Here is a 19,274-nt window from a genome sequence, read left to right as displayed (position 1 = left end):
CGGGTGAGTTCGTGCGTCGTCGTGCGCGTTCGAACGTACTCACCGCGTCCTCGTTCGGAACCGGTCGCGGGTGAGTCGGACCGGTGTCGCGTCCGTATTCTCTGATCATGGACCGCACCGCATACTCACTCGTCGCCACCGATCTCGACGGCACGCTGCTCCGCGGCGACGACACCGTCTCCGAACGGTCGCTGGCCGCGCTGGCACGGGTGGCCCGGGCGGGTGCGCGGCATCTGGTGGTGACGGGACGCCCGGCACCCCGGGTGCGGCCCCTGCTCGACCGCCTCGGGTGCACGGGGCTCGCGGTGTGCGGGCAGGGCGCGCAGGTGTACGACGCCGGCGCGCACCGGATGCTGTGGTCGGTGACCCTGGACCGGGAGCTGGCGGAGACCGCGCTCGGCAAGATCGAGGCCGAGGTGGGCCAGGTGCACGCAGCGGTCGACCAGGACGGCGTCGACGGCCTGACCCTCATCGAGCCCGGGTACCTGATGCCCCACCCCACGCTGCCCGCGGTGCGGGTGGAGCGGCGCGACCAGCTGTGGCGCACCCCGATCAGCAAGGTGCTGCTGCGCCACCCGGACCTGAGCGACGACGAGTTGGCGTCGACCGCGCGCGCGGTGGTGGGATCCCTCGCGACGGTCACCATGTCGGGGCCCGGCACGGTGGAGCTGCAGCCGTGCGGCATCACCAAGGCGACCGGCCTGGCGCTGGCCGCCGAGCGCCTGGGGGTGGGCCGGCGGCACACGATCGCCTTCGGCGACATGCCCAACGACATCCCGATGTTCGACTGGGCGGCGCACGGCGTCGCCATGGCCGGTGCCCACCCCGAACTCAAGGCGGTGGCCGACGAGGTCACGACGACGAACGAGGACGACGGCGTGGCCGTCGTCCTCGAACGGGTCTTCTGAACGTCCCGGTGCGGCTCAGTACGCGCCGAAGACGTTGTCCATCGAGCCGTACCGGTCGGCCGCGTAGTTGCAGGCGGCGGTGATGTTGGCGACCGGGTCGTACGGGTCCCAGGAGGTGCCCTCGACGTGGTACGCCTGGAAGGTCGGGTCGATCACCTGGAGCAGGCCCTTGGACGGGGTGCCGTTGATGGCGTTGATGTCCCAGTTGTTGATGGCGAGCGGGTTGCCGGACGACTCCCGCATGATGTTGCGGTGAATGCCCTCGTACGAGCCGGGGATGCCGTGCTGCGCCATGACGTCGAGCGACTCGCGGATCCAGCCGTCGAGGTTGTCCGGGTACGTGGTCGCCGCCGTGGCGGCCGTCTTGGTGGCGGCCGGGGTGGCCGCGGACGCGCCGGTGGCGCCGATGAGCGGCAGGGCGAGCACCGCGACACCGGTGCCGGCCACGGCGAGCTTGCGGGCGATGCGGGTGGTCCGGGCGTGACGGTTCTGACCGTTGGCAGACATCTGTGTCCCTCTCCTGACGCCTGCGAGGTGAGCTGTCGGGTTCGGGCGGGGAGGTGCCCGGCCGCGCCCTGACGGGTACGGCTTCACCCCGAGCCGCTCCGGTGGTGACCGGTGCGGCGACTTACCTGGGTCCCCCGCTCCTGCCGGCGAGTGAGTTGAGTGGATGACTGTGTGTGCGGGCGATGGCAGGATTCGGCGTCCGCCCGACAGGCCGGGAACGTATGCGAGAGCACATGTCCGAAACAAGTGCAGGAATCACCCAACGTCCTGTTGACCTTGGTCTGAGACGTTTGAGGCTCTTGATCCTTTGCGGTTGCCAAGCTTCAACTGGCTTGCGGCGCAAAGGGAGGGCACAGGTTGCGGCGGGGTTGCCCGAGGGTGCTCCGGAGTGAGCCAACTCACGGGCCTCAATAAGCGCGGCAAAACGGGCATTAGTCCCAACTCTGCCTCAACCGGCCCCCGATGGGGAGCGCTTCGCTCGTCCGGTGTTTCCGTGTGCCGGACGGGCATCCGGACGGCATCCGTACGAGGGAGGGGGCGGGATAGTGAAATCGGCCAATATCTGCTCATATCGACCGATCAAAAACATACCGCTCATGATCCGATACCGACCGGCCTGTAACGGTGGGCGCTAGCGGTGATCGAAAGGTGACCGGATACGCTGACTCGAGTGGTGGCAGCGACCTATCGACAAACCAGGTAATCGCCAGTAGACACCAGCAGACAGGAGACCCCTCGTGACCGTCGTCGGGCCGTTCGGGCTGAGCGTGCGGGACCAGGCTCTGGAAGCCGATGTCCAGGCCGGATTGGTCGCGGTCGAGGAAGGGTTGCTTGAGGCAACCAAAAGCGAGGTGCCCTTCATCACGGAGGCCGCCCAGCACCTGGTGCGGGCCGGCGGCAAGCGGTTCCGGCCGCTCCTCGTGATGCTCTCGGCCCAGTTCGGCGACCCCTACGCCCCCGGGATCGTGCCCTCGGCCGTGGTGGTGGAGCTGACCCACCTGGCCACGCTGTACCACGACGACGTGATGGACGAGGCCGCCGTACGGCGCGGGGTCGCCAGCGCCAATGTCCGCTGGGAGAACTCGGTCGCGGTCCTGACCGGCGACTTCCTGTTCGCCCGCGCCTCCCAGATCCTCGCCGACCTCGGGCCCGAGGCGGTCCGCGTGCAGGCCCTCGCGTTCGAGCGGCTGGTCACCGGCCAGATCCTGGAGACGGCCGGCCCGCAGGACGGCCGGGACCCCGTCGACCACTACCTGGACGTGCTGGGCGGCAAGACCGGCTCGCTGGTGGCCGTCTCCTGCCGGTTCGGCGCGATGATGTCGGGCGCCGACGAGAGGGTGGTGGACGTACTGACCCAGTACGGCGAGCGGCTCGGCGTCGCCTTCCAGCTCGCGGACGACGTCCTGGACATCGCCTCCGACTCCCACGAGTCGGGCAAGACGCCCGGCACGGACCTGCGCGAGGGCATCCCCACCCTGCCGGTGCTCCGGCTGCGCGAGCGCGCGGCCCGGCTGGGCCTCGCCGAGGACATCGCCCTGAGCGAGCTGCTCGACTCCGACCTGAGCGACGACGCCCGGCACGCCGAGGCGCTGCGCCTGCTGCGCGCCCACCCCGCCCTGGAGCACGCCCGGCGGGACACCGTCCGCTACGCCAAGGAAGCCCGCGCGGCCCTGGCTCCGCTGCGGGAGTGCGAGGCGAAGGCCGCGCTGGTGGAACTGTGCGACGCCGTGGTCCACCGGGCCGGCTGAACCCCGCCCCGCCCCGCCCGTGCGCCGCGCCACGGGCGGGTGCCCTCCGTCGGCGGGCGGCGCGCCCGTCCCCTACGGGGCGGGGGAGGAACCGCCCTCCGGTGTCATCCCGCAGGAGTACGTGGAGTTGAGCCCGCGGTCTGACGATTGCGCTCCGGTGATTTGGTCAGATGGACACCACGGAAACACCAATCCTCACCGATTCGGGTGAGAATGGCGGCTCACGGGTGAACTCAAGCGTGGAACTCACGGGTGAACGAGTGCGAGGTCGCGAGACAGCCGCCGCCGACGACGGAGGTAGGGCACAGATGGCACCGATCGATTCCGACGACAACACGACCCCCGGGGCGGGCGAGGAGCTGAGCGCCCGACGGCGCAAGGCCGCGCGGTACGTCGTCCCGGTCGCGGTGATGGGAGTGGCGGCCGCGACGATCGGGCTGGTCCCCGCTCTCGCCGACTCCGGCGACCCCGACCTGCCGAAGGTCACGGCGGAGGAACTCGTCCAGAAGATCGCCGAGTCGGACGTCCAGCAGCTCTCCGGCACGGTCCGGATCAGCACCGACCTGGGCCTGCCGGACCTCGGCGGCCTGGAGAGCGGCCTGATGTCCGGAATGTCCGGCGGTCCGGGCGGGGACGGGAAGGACGGCGGCTCGTCCGCCGACCCCTCGGCCAAGCTCACCCAGCTGGTCTCCGGCTCCCACACCCTGCGCGTCGCGGCCGACGGCCCCGACCGGCAGAAGGTGTCCCTGCTGGAGGACGCCGCCGAGTACAGCCTCATCCACGACGGCAAGGACGTCTGGGGCTACGACAGCAAGTCCAACGAGGTCTACCACTCCACGTCCGACGGCGCGGAGCGGCCGGAGAAGGACGTGCCGGCCACCCCGAAGGACTTCGCCGACCAGGCGCTCGAGTCGATCGACGACACCACGTCCGTGAAGGTCGCCGGTACCGCCCAGGTGGCCGGCCGCGACGCGTACCGGCTCGTCGTCGAGCCCAGGCAGAAGGGTTCCACGGTCGGTGCGATCACCGTCGCCGTGGACGCCGAGACCGGCACCCCGCTGAAGTTCACGCTGACCCCGGCGAGCGGCGGCGCCGCCGTCGTGGACGCGGGCTTCACCAAGGTCAGCTTCGCGAAGCCGGACGCGTCGACGTTCGACTTCACCCCGCCCAAGGGCGCGAAGGTCACCGAGGCCGACGAGAAGGCGGCCAAGGCCCCGGAGCACGGGCGCAAGGCCGAGGGCGACCTCGCCAAGGAGCTGGACGGCCTGAAGGTCGTCGGCGAGGGCTGGAACTCGATCGCCGCGTTCGACACCGGCGGCCAGGGCCTGCCCACGGGCGCCGCGGGCGGCGGCGACCTCGGCGGCTTCCTCGGCTCCCTCGGCGACCAGGTCAAGGGCGACTTCGGCTCGGGCACGGTCTTCAAGACCCGCCTGGTCAACGCTCTGATCACCGAGGACGGCAAGATCTACGCCGGTGCGGTCACCAAGGACGCGCTGGTGAAGGCCGCGAACGCCGCGAAGTAACGGAGCAGAGGCGCAGGGCAGAGGCGCAGGGCAGGGGTACAGGAGAGGAAGCCGATGGCCGAACCGTCCGTCACGGAGCCGAAGCCGGAGCCACGACTGGAGCGGGCGGACGACGCCGTCATCTCCACCCGCGGGCTCACCAAGCGCTACCGCGGCGGACAGCTCGCCGTCGACGGTCTCGACCTGACCGTCCCGGCGGGCAGCGTCTTCGGCTTCCTCGGACCCAACGGTTCCGGCAAGACCACCACCATCCGCATGCTGATGGGCCTGATCGAACCGACCTCGGGCAGCGCCCGGGTCCTCGGCCGGCCCATGCCGCGCGCGGCCCGCACCGTACTGCCCAGGGTCGGCGCCCTCATCGAGGGCCCGGCCCTGTACGGCTTCCTCTCCGGCCGCGACAACCTGCTGCGCTACGACGCCGCCGACCCGACCGCCGACCCGCGCACCCGGCGCGAGCGCGTCGCGGCGGCGCTGGACCGGGTGGGCCTGGCGGCAGCCTCCGGCAAGAAGGCGAAGGCGTACTCGCTCGGCATGAAGCAGCGGCTCGGCCTCGCCGCCGCCCTGCTCCAGCCGCGCCGCCTGCTGGTCCTGGACGAGCCGACCAACGGGCTCGACCCCCAGGGCATGCGCGAGATCCGCGCGCTGGTCCGCGAACTCGCCTCCGACGGCACCACCGTCTTCCTCTCCTCCCACCTGCTGGACGAGATCGAGCAGGTCTGCACGCACGCCGCCGTGATGGCCCAGGGACGCCTGATCACCCAGGGCGCCGTCGCCGACCTGTCGGCCGGGGCGCGCGGCCGGCTGGTGGTGACCACGCCGGACGGGGGCGACGCGGCCCGGGTGCTGAAGGAGCAGGGCGCCGGGGACGTGGTCGTCGCCGAGGACCGGGTGACGGCCGAGCCCCCGGACCGCGACCTGGCCGAGGTCAACGCGGCCCTGGTCGCGGCCCACGTCCGGGTCCGCGGCTTCGCACTGGAACGGGCCTCCCTGGAGGACGCGTTCGTGGCCCTGACCGGAGAGGGATTCGATGTCGCGGGCTGAGGCGGGGAACGAGCCGGTCGCGCGGGCGGAGACGCCGGGCGCGGGCCCGGGTGCGGGTGCCGGTGCCGGTGCCGGGACGGGCCCGGGTGCGGGCGTGGATGCGGTGCGCACGCCGAGCCCGCTGTGGTCCCTCGGGCTGCTGCGCAGCGAACTGCTGATCATCTTCCGGCGCTGGCGCACCCTCGCCCTGCTGGGAGTCCTGGCCGCCGTGCCGGTCCTGGTGGGCATCGCGGTGAAGATCGAGACCAGCGACGGGTCGTCGTCGCTCGGTGGCGGCGGTGGTGGCGGCGAGGGCCCGGCCTTCATCTCGCAGATCAGCAACAACGGCCTGTTCCTGGTCTTCACCGCGCTCGCCGCGACCCTCCCGTTCTTCCTGCCGATGGCTGTCGGCGTCGTCGCGGGTGACGCGATCGCCGGCGAGTCGAGCGCGGGCACGCTGCGCTACCTGCTGGTCGCCCCGGCGGGGCGCACCCGGCTGCTGCTCACCAAGTACGCCACGGTGATCGCCTTCTGCCTCGCCGCCACCCTGGTGGTCGCGGTCTCGGCGCTCGCGGTCGGGGCGCTGCTCTTCCCGCTGGGCGACCTGGTCACCATCTCCGGCACCCGGATCGGCTACGCCGAGGGCCTGGGGCGCGCCCTGCTGATCGCCCTGGTGGTGGCCGCCTCACTCGTCGGCGTCGCGGCCCTCGGCCTGTTCGTCTCGACCCTGACGGGCAGCGGCATCGCGGCGATGGCGACCACCGTCGGGCTGCTGATCACGGTCCAGATCCTCGACCAGATCCCCCAGCTGCACGCGCTCCAGCCGTACTTCTTCTCGCACTACTGGCTGTCCTTCGCCGACCTGATGCGCGAACCGGTGTACTGGGACGACCTGGTGAAGAACCTGGGCCTCCAGGCCCTCTACGCGGTGGTCTTCGGCTCGGCGGCATGGGCGCGGTTCACGGCGAAGGACATCACCGCGTAGGCATTCCGTCCGCGGTCCTCAGACGGCGGCCGTCTCCTTGTCGTACGGGAAGCGGGCGAGCGGCGCCTCACCCGCGAAGAAGGTCTTGGCGCGGCTCAGCGCGTCCGTGTCCCGCAGTACGTCACCGGGCCGGCTGCCGTTGCCGAGCAGTACTCCGCCGAAGCGCATGCCCATGTAGGCCGCGGAGTTGCTGAGGGTGCCGGCCAGCGGGTCGGCGACCTCCAGTTCCCGGTGCGCCAGGGCGGTGACGCCCCACAGGGTGCGGCCGGCCAGGGTCGCCTTGAAGTCGAGGCCGGGCGTGCGCAGCCAGCCCGACCAGTGGTCGAGGTAGCGCTTGACCGGCGTGGACACCGAGTACCAGTACAGCGGCGACGCGATCACGAGGTCGGTCGCGGCGAGCGTGGCGTCGAGCAGCAGACCCGCGTTGCCCTCGGTGGGGCGCGTGTGGTCGCTGTCGTGCCGCAGGTCCTCGAACTCGGGCAACGGGTGCCGGGCCAGGTCGATCCAGCGCTGCTCGACGTCCGCGGGGAGCTGTTCGGCGGCCCGGCGGGCGAGCAGCTCGGTGTTGCCGTCGGGGCGGCTGCTGCCCAGTAGGAAGAGAAAGCGGCGTGTCATGGTGTCCCCTGGAGTGATCGGCGGAGAGTGAATACCAGCACATGCATTATATGCGTACGCATTCAATTGTCCATGCGTACGCATCTGTCTGGCGGCGTCCAGGGATGCCGTAGGGGTGCCGACCGGGCTCAGCGCACCCGCCGCGTACGGCGGACCAGTGACTCCGTCCCCCGGGGTGGGCCCTTGTGCGCCCCGTCCAGGCGCCAGGCAGGGACCCAGGGGACGCGGTGGACGTCCACGGCCGACTCGAGCAGCCGCACCCGCTGGGCGAGCGGCCGGGGAAGCCGTCCGGGTGCGTCCGCGACGAGGACGACGGAGTCGAGCCCGACCCCCGTGGGCGCCCGTCCGAGCCGGAACTCCTCCACGGCCCGGCCGACGGCCGTGAGACCGGCCGCGTGCGTACGGGCCACCAGCAGCACCGACGACGGGTCGCCGGGGCCGGGCCAGCCCCGCCCGCAGTCCTGCCCGCCGAACACCCCGGCGAGCGTCGTCACCCCGGCACCTCCGTGAACGCCGATCCAGGAGAAGCCCGGCGCCTCGGCGGGGGAGGGGTTACGTGGCATTTCGGGGGCGGTCGGGCCCCGGTGGGGCGGCTCGGGCGCCGCCGCCGGTCCGCGGATCCATATCTCCGGTCCCTGTCGCATGCCTGACCGCCTGCCCGCTTGCCCCCCGGATCACGCACCCCGCCCACCGGCCTCGCGCCGACCCGCCGATACACGCGTGACCTCCTGGAACGAGCCTGTGACACCCCGGTGACGTGAGAACCGCGAGCGAGCGGAGAGACTCGACAGCAGGTGCAGGACTGGCATGACAGGCTCTGGACGGCAGGGAACACGGGACCGCCGACGGAAGCCGCCGATGAGTGGGGGAACGATGTCTCGACTCGGTCGCGACAGGCAGCGGGAGCACGAGCGCGCCGAGCGTTCGCCGGACCCCGCGGCGACGCCGATCGACGTGTGCGTGCCGGAGGCCGGTTCCGGCGCGCAGACCGCCACGATCGACGGTTCGACGGTCGTCGCGGCACCCGGCGAGGAGATCCAGAACGCCGTCCTGAACCGCCTCCACCGCCTCGCCCTCGCCGTCGGCCACCCCGTCCTCGCCACGATCCGCGACCGGCGCATCGGCTACTCCGTCCCGCTCCGCGTCGACCCGGACGGCTCCAGCCACCTCGCCGCCGACCCGGTGCCGACGGCTCCCGAGGAGGAGGCGGCGACCGGGTGGGACCGGCCCACACACGTCCTCCGGTCCCTGGAGGCCGTACGGGACAGCGCCCCGACGTTCCCGCTCCCGGCGGTGCCCGACGCAGAACGGACGCCGGCCGGCGACTCCCCGCCGACGTTCACCCTCGGCGTCCTGCCGGGAGCCTCCGGCGGCACGGCGCCGGGCACGGTGGCGCCGCCGACGGGGGAGTTCGGACCGCCGCCGCGTATGGAGGGTGCCGGGGGCGCGACGGGGGTGGTCCCTCCGGAGGCTGCGGGGCCGTTCGCCCGTGCGCGGTACGCGTCAGGCGACGGTTCGGGGGCCGTAGTGGCGCCGGGAGCTGCGTCGGAGGCCGAGGCGCCTGTCGGCGAGCCGTCCGTGAGCGAGCCGTCCGTGTCCGGGTCGTCCGCGAGTGAGCCGTCCGTGTCCGGGGCGTCCGTGAGCGAGCCGTCCGTGTCCGAGCCCGCGGCCCACCTCGCCGGCGGCCCCCGCCCGTTCGCCGGGCACGAGCCGGTCGTTGACGCGCGGCCGGTCGTTGACGCGCAGCCGTTCGTAGGCGCGCAGCCGCTCGCCGAGACCAAGCCGCTCGCCGATGCCAAGCCCTTCGCCGACCCGGGCCCGTTCGCCGACCCCGACCCCAAGCCGACCCCCGCCCGCGGGTTCGACGCCGTGGCCGAGGCCGTGCTCGGGGACGGACCGCTCACCGCGCCCGGTGACGCGACCGTCCCCGCGCTGCTCGCGCAGCCGACCGCGCGGGTCAACGAGGCCGTCAAGGAAGGGCGTACGCAGGACGCGGCGCTGCTGGCGGAGCAGGCCGTGGCGGAGGCCTCGCAGACGCTGGGGCCGGAGCACCCCGAGGTACTCCGGCTCCGTGAACTCACCGCGTACATCGCCTACTTGTCCGGCGATCCCGACCGTGCCTTCCGCCTCTCCCTGGACCTGGCCCGGATACACCGCCGCGCGGGCGACGCCGAGGCCGCGTACGGCAACGTCCAGAGCGCGGCCACCGCCTGGCGTGCCGTACGCGACCCCGAACGGGGCATGGAGCTGGGGCAGGACCTGGTCGGCCTGTGGGACGAACTCGCCGCCGAGGAGGGCCCGGCCGCCGAGGACGCCGAGGAACTGGAGTCGGCCCGCACCCGCATGGGCCGCCTCGCCGATCGCGCCCGGGCCCAGGCCGGCTGACCGGGCGGCCCCGCCCCGGAGGGCTGTCCTACTGCGACAGTTCCCAGATCGCGTACGCGATGGCGTCGCCGTTGCGGTTCAGGGCCGTGTCGTTGATGTTGGCGGTCGTGTCGCAGGACGAGTGGTAGCAGCGGTCGAAGGGCTGGCCCGCGGTGCCGCCCCACTTGGCCGCCTGGGCGGACGTCTTGCGGTAGTCGGCGCCGCTGAAGAGGCCGCCGACGGGGACGCCCACGTTCTTGAAGGGCGCGTGGTCGGAGCGGCCGTCGCCCTCGGTCTCGATCTCGGTGGAGACGCCGATCCCGGCGAAGTAGTCCTTGAAGGTCTTCTCGATGGTGGGGTCGTCGTCGTAGACGAAGTAGCCGGGGTTGGGCGAGCCGATCATGTCGAAGTTCAGGTAGCCGCTGATCTTCGCGCGGTCGGCGGAGGAGAGGCGGTTGACGTAGTAGCGGGACCCGACCAGCCCCAGTTCCTCCGCTCCCCACCAGGCGAAGCGCAGGTGCTTGGTGGGCTGGTAGCCGGACCGGGCCACGGCGAGCGCGGTCTCCAGGACGGCCGCGGAGCCGGAGGCGTTGTCGTTGATGCCGGGCCCGGAGCCGACGCTGTCCAGATGTGACCCGGCCATGACAACCTGATTCGCGTCACCGCCGGGCCAGTCGGCTATCAGGTTGTACCCGGTGCGGCCGGAGGCGGTGAACTGCTGGATGCTCGTGGTGAATCCGGCGGCGTCCAGCTTGGCCTTCACGTAGTCGAGCGAGGCCTTGTAGCCGGGGCGGCCGTGGGCGCGGTTCCCGCCGTTCGCCGTGGCGATCGACTGGAACTGGGCGAGGTGGGCCTTGACGTTGGCGATCGGCAGGTCGGGCGCGGCGGCGACGGCCGCCGTGCCCGAGGCGGGGCCGGACCGCTCGGCGGCGGAGGCCGCGCCGGCCACGGAACCGCCGGCCGCCAGTGTGACGACCGCGACGGCACCGGCCGTCAGCGCCCGTCCGGAAAGGGGGAGCTTCGGGTAGGGGAGCTTCATGTGGGGGGCTCCGGATTCCTAGGGAGTCCCTGGGGAGGGAACTCCACAGTGAATGGGGTGCCTGGATGGTGTGGCCGGGACTGACCGCCCGTCAAGACCGCTATTCGGCCACGGCATCGCGGATATCGGAAGCTCCGCCCCGCCGGTGGACGGCCCCGTGTCGGACGGCCCGGACTGCCCGGACGGCCCCTAGTGAACGCAGAACTCGTTCCCCTCGGGGTCCGCCATCACCACCCACTCCCCGCCCTGTTCGCTCACCCGCCGCAGTACGCTCGCCCCCAGCGCCTCCAGCCGGCCGACCTCCGCCTCGCGTTCCCCTTCCCGGGAGTGCACGTCGAGGTGGACGCGGTTCTTGCCGGTCTTGGCCTCCGGTACGCGCTGGAACAGCAGTCGCCGCCCCAGCCCCGTCCCGCTCTCCTCGTCGTAAGGGTCGTCGGGGTGCCGTACGGCCACCAGGTCCCGCCAGGCGCGGCGCCCGTGGGACTCCAGGGTCAGCTCCTCCGGTACGGCCCCGAAGCCCAGCAGTTTCCCGATGAGCGCGCTGTTGTCCTCCACCTCGTAGTGCAGGGCGGCGGCCCAGAAGTCCGCCTGCGCGTGCGGCGCGGCGGCGTCGATGACGATCTTGAAGTGCAGGGGAGCGGGTCGTGGTGTCGAGGTCATGGACCAGTCATATGGGTTACGTGACCGAGCGGGCAACGGAATCGCCGGAGTCCCGCGTCGCGTCGCTCTCCTTGACCGGCGGTACGCCCGCGCCCGTCCGGTCCAGCTGCTCCCTGAGCGCCCGCGCCGTCCGGCGGGCCGTGCGCAGCGCGTCCCAGGTGAGCAGCGTCAGCGCCAGCCAGACCAGGGCGAAACCGGCCCAGCGCTCGGGCGGCATGGCCTCGTGGAAGTAGAGGACCCCGAGGGCGAACTGGAAGACCGGCGCCAGGTACTGCAGCAGGCCCAGCGTGGACAGCGGCACGCGGATCGCGGCCGCGCCGAAGCAGACCAGCGGGATCGCGGTGACCAGACCGGTCGCGGCCAGCAGCGCCGAGTGCCCGACGCCCTCGGTGGTGAAGGTCGACTCGCCCTGTGTCGACAGCCACACCACATAGCCGAGCGCGGGCAGGAACTGGATCGCCGTCTCGGCGGCCAGCGACTCCACGCCCCCGAGGTTGACCTTCTTCTTCACCAGGCCGTAGGTGGCGAAGGAGAAGGCGAGGCAGAGGGAGATCCACGGCGGCTGTCCGTAGCCGACGGCGAGGACCAGGACGGCGGCGAAGCCGGTGCCGACCGCCGCCCACTGCGCGGGCCGCAGCCGCTCCTTGAGCAGCAGCACGCCCATCGCGATGGTGACCAGCGGGTTGATGAAGTACCCGAGCGAGGCCTCGACGACATGGCCGCTGTTCACGGCCCAGATGTAGACGCCCCAGTTGACGGTGATGACCGCGGCGGCCACGGTGACCAGGCCGAGCCTGCGCGGCTGCCGCAGCAGCTCACCTGCCCAGGCCCAGCGCCGTACGAAGAACAGCGCGACGGCGACGAAGACGAGGGACCACGCCATGCGGTGGGCGAGGATCTCCCCGGCCCCGGCGGGCTTGAGCAGCGGCCAGAACAGCGGGACGAGCCCCCACAGCCCGTAGGCCGCGAAGCCGTTCAGCAGACCTATGCGCTGCTCACTCCTGGACGACCCGGCCACGGGCACCTCCTTCTCGCACACAGCATGCGGGTACGGACGCATGCCACGACGAAAGGTAGCGCCGCACCCGGCCGCCTGTCATGCCCGTATCGCCATACGGTCATGACAGGCGGGGTGTGTGTCGTGGCGGAGGCGGCGGCGGAGGCGGCGGGGGCGGGCCCGCGCGGGCGTCAGCTTCCGGCCGCGGCGGCGACCGCCTCGGAGAGCGGGGTGGTGGGGCGGCCGGTCAGCCGGGACAGGTCACCGCTGGTGACGACCAGCTCACCCTTCTCGATGGAGTCCTCCACGCCCGCGAGGATGTCGGCCAGCGGCGCGGGCAGCCCGGCGCCGGCCAGGATGCCGGTGTAGGCCTCGGCGGAGACGGGGGTGTAGGCGATCTCCTTGCCGGTCTGCCGGCTCAGCTCGGCGGCGTACTCGGCGAAGCCCCACGCCTCGTCGCCGCCCAGCTCGTACGCCTTGTTCTCGTGGCCCTCGCCGGTCAGTACGGCGACGGCGGCGGCCGCGTAGTCGGCGCGGGAGGCGGCGGAGATCCGGCCCTCGCCGGCCGCCTGTACGACGGCGCCGTGCTCCAGGACCGGGGCGAGCCGCTCCGTGTAGTTCTCGTGGTACCAGCCGTTGCGCAGCAGCACATAGGGCACGCCCGAGCCGACGAGGACGTCCTCGGTGGCGCGGTGGTCGTCCGCGAGCGCGGCCTTGAGGCTGCTGGGCGCACTGGTGTAGGCGAGCAGGGCGACGCCGGCCTTCTTCGCCGCGTCGATCACCACCGTGTGCTGCTGGACGCGGCCCTTGTCGAACTCGTTGCCGGAGATCAGCAGCACCCGGTCGCCGGAGGCGAACAGGCCGTCGAAGGTCTCGGGCGCGTTGTAGTCGGCGACCGCGAGCCGTACGCCGTCGGCGGCGAGGTCGGCGGCCTTGCCGCGGTCCCGGACTACGGCGGTGACCTGGTCGGCCGGCACCTTCTCCAGTAGTTGCCGCACGACGTGGCGGCCGAGGTGTCCGGTGGCTCCGGTGACGACGATGCTCATGGGTTCAGTACTCCTTCTGGGGTGCGATGTCACCAACCATAGGAGCTGCGCTAACTAATGGGCAGTGCCCACTTTGAAGTAAGGTACTTACGCTTGGGTAAGTGTTGGGGCCCGGGCGTTCTCCGCCCGGGCCCCTCAGTTCTCGCCGGCTCTCACCGGTTCTCGCCGGTCCTCACCAGTGGTCGCTCTCAGCCGACGACCGTCCAGGTGTCGTTGCCCGCGAGCAGCGCGGCGAGGTCGCCCTTGCCGTCCCGCTCGATGGCGGCGTCGAGCTGGTCGGACATGAGCGTGTCGTAGACCGGCCGCTCCACCGAGCGCAGCACACCGATGGGCGTGTGGTGCAGGGTGTCCGGGTCGGCCAGCCGGGAGAGGGCGAAGGCCGTGGTCGGCGAGGTGGCGTGGGCGTCGTGGACCAGGACGTCCGCCTCGTTGTCCGCGGTGACGGTGACGACCTTCAGGTCACCGGTTGCCGGGTCGCGCACCACGCCCTTGGCCCCGTCGGCGCCGAAACGGATCGGCTGCCCGTGCTCCAGCCGGATCACCGCCTCCTCGGCCCGCTCCCGGTCCTTGAGCGCGTCGAAGGCGCCGTCGTTGAAGATGTTGCAGTTCTGGTAGATCTCGATCAGCGCCGTACCCGGGTGCTCGGCGGCCTGGCGCAGCACCTCGGTGAGGTGCTTGCGGTCCGAGTCGACGGTCCGGGCGACGAAGGACGCCTCCGCGCCGATGGCCAGCGAGACCGGGTTGAAGGGCGCGTCCAGCGACCCCATCGGAGTCGATTTGGTGATCTTCCCGACCTCGGAGGTGGGGGAGTACTGGCCCTTGGTCAGCCCGTAGATCCGGTTGTTGAACAGCAGGATCTTGAGGTTGACGTTGCGGCGCAGCGCGTGGATGAGGTGGTTGCCGCCGATGGAGAGCGCGTCGCCGTCACCGGTGACGACCCAGACGGACAGGTCGCGGCGGGAGGCGGCGAGCCCGGTCGCGATGGCGGGGGCACGGCCGTGGATGGAGTGCATCCCGTAGGTGTTCATGTAGTACGGGAAGCGGGAGGAGCAGCCGATGCCCGAGACGAAGACGATGTTCTCCTTCGCCAGGCCGAGCTGGGGCATGAAGCCCTGCACGGCGGCGAGGATGGCGTAGTCGCCGCAGCCGGGGCACCAGCGCACTTCCTGGTCGGACTTGAAGTCCTTCATGGACTGCTTGCCCTCGGCCTTGGGGACGAGGTGGAGCAGCGCGTTGGCGTCAGTCATCGATGGCCTCCTTCAACACCGCGGCGAGCTGCTCCGCCTTGAACGGCATGCCGTTGACCTGGTTGTACGACTGGGCGTCGACCAGGTACTTCGCCCGGATGAGGGTGGCGAGCTGACCGAGGTTCATCTCGGGGACCACCACCTTGTCGTACCGCTTCAGCACCTCGCCCAGGTTGGGCGGGAAGGGGTTGAGGTGGCGCAGATGGGCCTGTGCGATCGGCACCCCGGCCGTGCGCAGCCGGCGCACGGCGGCGGTGATGGGGCCGTACGTCGAGCCCCAGCCCAGCACCAGGGTCCGCGCCCCGCCCGGGTCGTCGACCGCCAGTTCGGGGACGTCGATGCCGTCGATCTTGGCCTGCCGGGTGCGGACCATGAAGTCGTGGTTGGCCGGGTCGTACGAGATGTTCCCGGAACCGTCCTGCTTCTCGATGCCGCCGATCCGGTGCTCCAGACCGGGGGTACCCGGCACGGCCCAGGGCCGGGCCAGGGTCTGCGGATCGCGCTTGTACGGCCAGAAGACCTCGGTGCCGTCGTCCAGCGTGTGGTTGGGGCCCTGTGCGAACTGCACCGCCAGGTCCGGCAGCTCGTCCGGTTCCGGGACCCGCCAGGGCTCGCTGCCGTTGGCCAGGTAGCCGTCGGACAGCAGGAAGACCGGGGTGCGGTACGCCAGCGCGATCCGCGCCGCCTCCAGCGCCGCACTGAAACAGTCCGCCGGGGTGCGCGGTGCGACGACCGGAACCGGCGCCTCGCCGTTGCGCCCGTACATCGCCTGCAACAGGTCGGCCTGCTCCGTCTTGGTCGGCAGACCGGTGGACGGCCCGCCGCGCTGGATGTCCACGACCAGCAGCGGCAGTTCGAGGGAGACCGCGAGTCCGATCGTCTCGCTCTTGAGCGCCACGCCGGGACCGGAGGTGGTGGTGACCGCCAGCGAGCCGCCGAACGCCGCGCCCAGCGCGGCACCGATGCCGGCGATCTCGTCCTCGGCCTGGAAGGTCCGCACCCCGAAGTTCTTGTGCCGGCTCAGCTCGTGCAGGATGTCCGAGGCCGGGGTGATCGGGTACGAGCCCAGGAAGAGCGGCAGATCCGCCTGGCGGGAGGCCGCGATCAGACCGTAGGACAGGGCCAGGTTCCCCGAGATGTTGCGGTACACACCGGGCGGGAACGCCGTCGCCGCCGGCGCCACCTCGTAGGAGACCGCGAAGTCCTCCGTGGTCTCCCCGAAGTTCCAGCCCGCGCGGTAGGCCGCGATGTTGGCCGCGGCGATGTCCGGCTTCTTCGCGAACTTCGTGTTCAGGAACTTCTCCGTGCCCTCGGTGGGCCGGTGGTACATCCAGCTCAGCAGCCCGAGCGCGAACATGTTCTTGCTGCGCTCGGCCTCCTTGCGGCTGAGGTCGAACTCCTTGAGGGCCTCGACGGTCAGCGTGGTCAGCGGCACCGGATGCAGGTGGTAGCCGTCGAGGGAACCGTCCTCCAGCGGCGAGGTGTCGTAGCCGACCTTCTGCATCGCCCGCCGGGTGAACTCGTCCGTGTTGACGATGATCTCCGCGCCCCGCGGCAGGTCGCCGACGTTCGCCTTCAGCGCGGCCGGGTTCATCGCGACCAGCACGTTGGGGGCGTCGCCCGGGGTGAGGATGTCGTGGTCGGCGAAGTGCAGCTGGAAGGACGAGACACCCGGCAGGGTCCCGGCGGGCGCCCGGATCTCGGCCGGGAAGTTCGGCAGCGTCGACAGGTCGTTCCCGAACGACGCGGTCTCCGAGGTGAAACGGTCGCCGGTGAGCTGCATCCCGTCACCCGAGTCCCCGGCGAACCTGATGATCACCCGGTCCAGCCGGCGGACGTCCTTCGCTCCGACCGGTTTGCGCTGCGCTCCCACGACGGTCTCGTCGGTTCCGTCGGCCTGCTCCGCTGGGCTGCTGACCTGGCTGGTCACTGAACTGGACCTCCCTCAAGGCGGCTGTCCGGGGACAGGTCTCCCACGACCGTCCCAGGATCAACCCTACGTCCGCGGATGCTGACTTCCGGTGGAGATTCGCATGATGGACACGACTTCGAGATGGCCCACAGCCCCGTGATTCCGGGGATTTCCCGCCCCTCGACACCGATGAGGACGTCCCCCGCACACCCTCCGGTTTCTCATTCGTCCGGATGAGCCGGACGAGTGGGAGGGCCGCCGGGCCCGGTCTGTGACCCTGGGGGGTCAGGAACCGGGAGTCATGAATTGAGGTAGGTGAGCACGGCCAGCACCCGCCGGTGATCGCCGTCGCTCGGGGACAGACCCAGCTTCATGAAGATGTTGCTGACGTGCTTCTCGACCGCCCCGTCGCTCACGACGAGCTGCCGGGCGATCGCCGAGTTCGTCCGGCCTTCGGCCATCAGCCCCAGCACCTCTCGCTCCCGCGGGGTCAGCCCCGCCAGCACGTCCTGCTTGCGGCTGCGCCCGAGCAACTGCGCGACCACCTCCGGGTCCAGCGCGGTCCCCCCGTCCGCCACGCGCACGACGGCGTCCACGAACTCCCGTACCTCGGCCACCCGGTCCTTGAGCAGATAACCGACGCCCCGGCTGGAACCGGCCAGCAGCTCCGTGGCGTACCGCTCCTCCACGTACTGCGACAGCACCAGCACCCCGAGGCCCGGATGCGCCTTGCGCAGCCGCACCGACGCGCGCACTCCCTCGTCCGTGTGCGTCGGAGGCATCCGCACGTCCGCGACCACGACGTCCGGCAGTTCGCCCTGGGCGTCCAGCTCGGTGATGGTCTTGATCAGTGCCTCACCGTCGCCGACACCGGCCACGACCTCGTGCCCTCGGTCGGTCAGCAACCGGGTCAGCCCCTCCCGGAGCAGCACTGAATCCTCGGCGATGACCACCCGCACCCTGTCCTCCACGATTTTTCGGCCCCCCACAGCCCGTCCGCCTCACGGTCCCCGCGGCCCACACCGCGTCCACGAACCGTTCGTACGACGGGTCCAGCATTCCAGCATCGGAGGCCGGATGCCCTGGGGCAACGGGAAGAGGACGGCAAGTCCCGGCCGTACAGTCCGGCTTCGGCTCCACGATGGCCGGATTTCGACCCGCGGCGGACGGGTCACCCCGGGTCCGTCCCCCACCGGGTCACCCCGGGCCGCCCGAGCCCCCGGCTGCCCTGAGCGGCGTGGGGGAGAGCGGGGTGGGCGCGCCGCCGCGCCTCAGCTGGATATCGGCTCGTTCCGCCAGGGCAGCTCGGCCGTCACCCGTGTCGGCCCCCCGGCCGGAGAGTCGACCACCAGGATCCCGTCCACCGCGTCGAGCCGCTCCGCCAGTCCGGCGAGTCCCGAGCCGGCCGTCACGTCCGCCCCGCCGACGCCGTTGTCCACGACCTGGACGAGCAGCCGGTTCTCCACCCGCCACACCTCCACGGCGGCCGCCGTGGCCCGCGCGTGCTTGCTGATGTTCTGCAGCAGCTCCGACACCGTGAAGTACGCGATGCCCTCGATCGCCGATGCCGGCCGCTCGGTGAGGTCGACCTCCACCCGCACCGGCACGGTGCAGCGGGAGGCGACCGAGGAGAGCGCCGCGTCCAGACCGCGGTCGGTGAGTACCGCGGGGTGGATGCCCCGGGCCAGGTCCCGCAGTTCCTGGAGGGCCGTCTTCACCTCGCCGTGTGCCTCCTCCACCATGATCGCCGCCGCCCGCGGATCCTCCTGCAGCTTCTCCTTGGCCAAGCCGAGATCCATGGCCAGGTTGACCAGGCGGGCCTGTGCCCCGTCGTGCAGGTCGCGCTCGATGCGCCGCAGGTCGGCCGCGGCCGTGTCCACCACCACCCCGCGGTCCGACTCCAGCTCCACGACCCGCGTCGCCAGCCGCGACGGTCCGAGCAGCCCGTGCACCATCACCCGGTCCACCGTCGTCAGCGCCCGCACGATCCACGGCGTCGCCAGCGTGAACAGCAGCCCGACCAGCGCGGTCACGGCGATCTCGAACGGATTGTCCAGGTAGATCCGGTGCGTCTCGTCGCCGTAGAGCTGGAGCCCGTCCTGGCCCGCGTACATCGGGAACACCCAGAACCAGAGCGGGTACGTCAGCATCGCCCACCCGACCGCCCAGAAGTTCACGGCGACCACGAACGAGAACACCGCCCACGGGAACTGCAGAAACGCGTACAGCAGGCTCCGCCAGGAGGCGCCGCTCTTGAGCACGGCCCCCATCCAGCCCATCGCACCGCGCTTCCGCACCCGCAGCGGCTCCGGGTCGGCCACATCGAGCCCCAGCAGCGCCCGGGCCCGCGCCCGCTCCATCACCCCGAAGCCCCGGCACCCGGCGAGCGCCGCCGCCAGCACCGGCACACCCAGGAACGTCACCAGCAGGCCCGCTCCCAGCGACACCATCGTGACCGCGTAGGTGAAGAGCAGGATGCTGATCGGCAGACCCACCAGCACGTAGCCGAACTCCCGCCAGCTGCGTGTCTCGAACGGCGCCCGCAGCCCGGCCGGCAGCCGGTGGCGACGCGCCCCGGTGTCCCCGGGGAAGCCGGGCCCGCTCCCGAACCCGTAACCCTGTCCGTATTCCGTGGCCATCGGTGCCGTCCTTCTCCTCGTCCTACGGCTCTGCTGTCGTAACTCCAGCCTCCTCGCCCGCGCA

Annotated in this window: 17 protein-coding genes and 1 riboswitch; of the genes, 6 read left to right on the top strand and 11 right to left on the bottom strand. The window is 71.6% G+C overall.

Features of this window, described 5'->3' with window-relative positions:
- Positions 1–107: 107 nt before the first annotated feature.
- Positions 108–908: an HAD family hydrolase gene (locus ACFW01_RS01305; RefSeq protein ID WP_234958015.1), complete on the top strand. Its 801-nt coding sequence runs from the start codon at positions 108–110 to the stop codon at positions 906–908.
- 15 nt (positions 909–923) lie between these two features.
- Here the strand turns inward: ACFW01_RS01305 and ACFW01_RS01300 are convergent, their stop codons facing one another.
- The gene (locus ACFW01_RS01300; RefSeq protein ID WP_234958014.1) at positions 924–1,415 is read right to left on the bottom strand and encodes a transglycosylase SLT domain-containing protein; all 492 of its coding nucleotides are present in this window, start codon (positions 1,413–1,415) and stop codon (positions 924–926) included.
- Between the two features lie 3 nt (positions 1,416–1,418).
- Positions 1,419–1,574, bottom strand: a riboswitch (cyclic di-AMP (ydaO/yuaA leader).
- A 578-nt stretch (positions 1,575–2,152) separates the two neighbouring features.
- Here ACFW01_RS01300 and ACFW01_RS01295 point away from each other — a divergent pair.
- The 4 genes from ACFW01_RS01295 to ACFW01_RS01280 all read left to right on the top strand — a co-directional run bounded on the left by ACFW01_RS01295 (position 2,153) and on the right by ACFW01_RS01280 (position 6,691).
- Positions 2,153–3,163: a polyprenyl synthetase family protein gene (locus ACFW01_RS01295; protein ID WP_234958013.1), complete on the top strand. Its 1,011-nt coding sequence runs from the start codon at positions 2,153–2,155 to the stop codon at positions 3,161–3,163.
- A gap of 308 nt (positions 3,164–3,471) precedes the next feature.
- Positions 3,472–4,686 (top strand): outer membrane lipoprotein carrier protein LolA, encoded by a 1,215-nt coding sequence (locus ACFW01_RS01290; protein ID WP_384502025.1) that lies wholly within the window; start codon positions 3,472–3,474, stop codon positions 4,684–4,686.
- 54 nt (positions 4,687–4,740) lie between these two features.
- Positions 4,741–5,727: an ABC transporter ATP-binding protein gene (locus ACFW01_RS01285; RefSeq protein ID WP_384502023.1), complete on the top strand. Its 987-nt coding sequence runs from the start codon at positions 4,741–4,743 to the stop codon at positions 5,725–5,727.
- Positions 5,714–6,691 carry an ABC transporter permease gene (locus tag ACFW01_RS01280; protein ID WP_384502021.1) on the top strand — a complete coding sequence of 326 codons (978 nt, stop codon included), beginning with the start codon at positions 5,714–5,716 and terminating at the stop codon, positions 6,689–6,691. The genes ACFW01_RS01285 and ACFW01_RS01280 overlap by 14 nt, the downstream gene beginning before the upstream one ends.
- An 18-nt stretch (positions 6,692–6,709) precedes the next feature.
- On the opposite strand, the gene ACFW01_RS01275 is transcribed toward ACFW01_RS01280, so the two are convergent.
- Positions 6,710–7,306 (bottom strand): NAD(P)H-dependent oxidoreductase, encoded by a 597-nt coding sequence (locus ACFW01_RS01275; RefSeq protein ID WP_234958009.1) that lies wholly within the window; start codon positions 7,304–7,306, stop codon positions 6,710–6,712.
- A 128-nt stretch (positions 7,307–7,434) separates the two neighbouring features.
- Positions 7,435–7,950: a DUF6668 family protein gene (locus ACFW01_RS01270; RefSeq protein ID WP_384502018.1), complete on the bottom strand. Its 516-nt coding sequence runs from the start codon at positions 7,948–7,950 to the stop codon at positions 7,435–7,437.
- Positions 7,951–8,179: 229 nt separating this feature from the next.
- Here ACFW01_RS01270 and ACFW01_RS01265 point away from each other — a divergent pair, with 229 nt between their 5' ends.
- Positions 8,180–9,691, top strand: a complete 1,512-nt coding sequence (locus ACFW01_RS01265; RefSeq protein ID WP_384502016.1) for a tetratricopeptide repeat protein — start codon at positions 8,180–8,182, stop codon at positions 9,689–9,691.
- Positions 9,692–9,719: 28 nt separating this feature from the next.
- Here ACFW01_RS01265 and ACFW01_RS01260 read toward each other — a convergent pair whose 3' ends face one another.
- The 8 genes from ACFW01_RS01260 to ACFW01_RS01225 all read right to left on the bottom strand — a co-directional run bounded on the left by ACFW01_RS01260 (position 9,720) and on the right by ACFW01_RS01225 (position 19,210).
- Complete coding sequence (locus ACFW01_RS01260; RefSeq protein ID WP_234958006.1) at positions 9,720–10,709, bottom strand: M28 family metallopeptidase; 990 nt, start codon at positions 10,707–10,709, stop codon at positions 9,720–9,722.
- 189 nt (positions 10,710–10,898) lie between these two features.
- On the bottom strand, positions 10,899–11,369 hold the full coding sequence (locus tag ACFW01_RS01255) for a VOC family protein (protein ID WP_234958005.1): 471 nt from the start codon (positions 11,367–11,369) through the stop codon (positions 10,899–10,901).
- 16 nt (positions 11,370–11,385) lie between these two features.
- Positions 11,386–12,387 (bottom strand): EamA family transporter RarD, encoded by a 1,002-nt coding sequence (gene rarD, locus ACFW01_RS01250; protein WP_234958004.1) that lies wholly within the window; start codon positions 12,385–12,387, stop codon positions 11,386–11,388.
- A gap of 170 nt (positions 12,388–12,557) precedes the next feature.
- Complete coding sequence (locus ACFW01_RS01245; RefSeq protein WP_384502013.1) at positions 12,558–13,412, bottom strand: SDR family oxidoreductase; 855 nt, start codon at positions 13,410–13,412, stop codon at positions 12,558–12,560.
- A 188-nt stretch (positions 13,413–13,600) separates the two neighbouring features.
- Complete coding sequence (locus ACFW01_RS01240) at positions 13,601–14,659, bottom strand: 2-oxoacid:ferredoxin oxidoreductase subunit beta (protein ID WP_234958002.1); 1,059 nt, start codon at positions 14,657–14,659, stop codon at positions 13,601–13,603.
- Positions 14,652–16,589 carry a 2-oxoacid:acceptor oxidoreductase subunit alpha gene (locus ACFW01_RS01235; RefSeq protein ID WP_234958001.1) on the bottom strand — a complete coding sequence of 646 codons (1,938 nt, stop codon included), beginning with the start codon at positions 16,587–16,589 and terminating at the stop codon, positions 14,652–14,654. Before ACFW01_RS01235 ends, ACFW01_RS01240 begins: the two co-directional genes overlap by 8 nt.
- Before the next feature lie 281 nt (positions 16,590–16,870).
- Positions 16,871–17,530 carry a response regulator transcription factor gene (locus ACFW01_RS01230; RefSeq protein WP_277343293.1) on the bottom strand — a complete coding sequence of 220 codons (660 nt, stop codon included), beginning with the start codon at positions 17,528–17,530 and terminating at the stop codon, positions 16,871–16,873.
- A gap of 312 nt (positions 17,531–17,842) precedes the next feature.
- Positions 17,843–19,210 (bottom strand): sensor histidine kinase, encoded by a 1,368-nt coding sequence (locus ACFW01_RS01225; protein ID WP_384502010.1) that lies wholly within the window; start codon positions 19,208–19,210, stop codon positions 17,843–17,845.
- Positions 19,211–19,274 lie beyond the last annotated feature (64 nt).

The sequence above is a fragment of the Streptomyces sp. NPDC058985 genome (genome assembly GCF_042740985.1).
In the GTDB taxonomy this organism is placed as follows: domain Bacteria; phylum Actinomycetota; class Actinomycetes; order Streptomycetales; family Streptomycetaceae; genus Streptomyces.
The sequence above is the reverse complement of the archived record's forward strand: the minus strand, read 5'-3'. Positions and strand labels throughout refer to the sequence as shown.

What these genes read in the sequence shown, in the direction of transcription:
- ACFW01_RS01305 (WP_234958015.1), top strand. Translation starts at nt 108, where the DNA reads ATGGACCGCACCGCATACTCACTCGTCGCCACCGATCTCGACGGCACG.
- ACFW01_RS01300 (WP_234958014.1), bottom strand. Translation starts at nt 1,415, where the DNA reads ATGTCTGCCAACGGTCAGAACCGTCACGCCCGGACCACCCGCATCGCC.
- ACFW01_RS01290 (WP_384502025.1), top strand. Translation starts at nt 3,472, where the DNA reads ATGGCACCGATCGATTCCGACGACAACACGACCCCCGGGGCGGGCGAG.
- ACFW01_RS01285 (WP_384502023.1), top strand. Translation starts at nt 4,741, where the DNA reads ATGGCCGAACCGTCCGTCACGGAGCCGAAGCCGGAGCCACGACTGGAG.
- ACFW01_RS01280 (WP_384502021.1), top strand. Translation starts at nt 5,714, where the DNA reads ATGTCGCGGGCTGAGGCGGGGAACGAGCCGGTCGCGCGGGCGGAGACG.
- ACFW01_RS01275 (WP_234958009.1), bottom strand. Translation starts at nt 7,306, where the DNA reads ATGACACGCCGCTTTCTCTTCCTACTGGGCAGCAGCCGCCCCGACGGC.
- ACFW01_RS01270 (WP_384502018.1), bottom strand. Translation starts at nt 7,950, where the DNA reads ATGCGACAGGGACCGGAGATATGGATCCGCGGACCGGCGGCGGCGCCC.
- ACFW01_RS01265 (WP_384502016.1), top strand. Translation starts at nt 8,180, where the DNA reads ATGTCTCGACTCGGTCGCGACAGGCAGCGGGAGCACGAGCGCGCCGAG.
- ACFW01_RS01260 (WP_234958006.1), bottom strand. Translation starts at nt 10,709, where the DNA reads ATGAAGCTCCCCTACCCGAAGCTCCCCCTTTCCGGACGGGCGCTGACG.
- ACFW01_RS01255 (WP_234958005.1), bottom strand. Translation starts at nt 11,369, where the DNA reads ATGACCTCGACACCACGACCCGCTCCCCTGCACTTCAAGATCGTCATC.
- ACFW01_RS01245 (WP_384502013.1), bottom strand. Translation starts at nt 13,412, where the DNA reads ATGAGCATCGTCGTCACCGGAGCCACCGGACACCTCGGCCGCCACGTC.
- ACFW01_RS01240 (WP_234958002.1), bottom strand. Translation starts at nt 14,659, where the DNA reads ATGACTGACGCCAACGCGCTGCTCCACCTCGTCCCCAAGGCCGAGGGC.
- ACFW01_RS01225 (WP_384502010.1), bottom strand. Translation starts at nt 19,210, where the DNA reads ATGGCCACGGAATACGGACAGGGTTACGGGTTCGGGAGCGGGCCCGGC.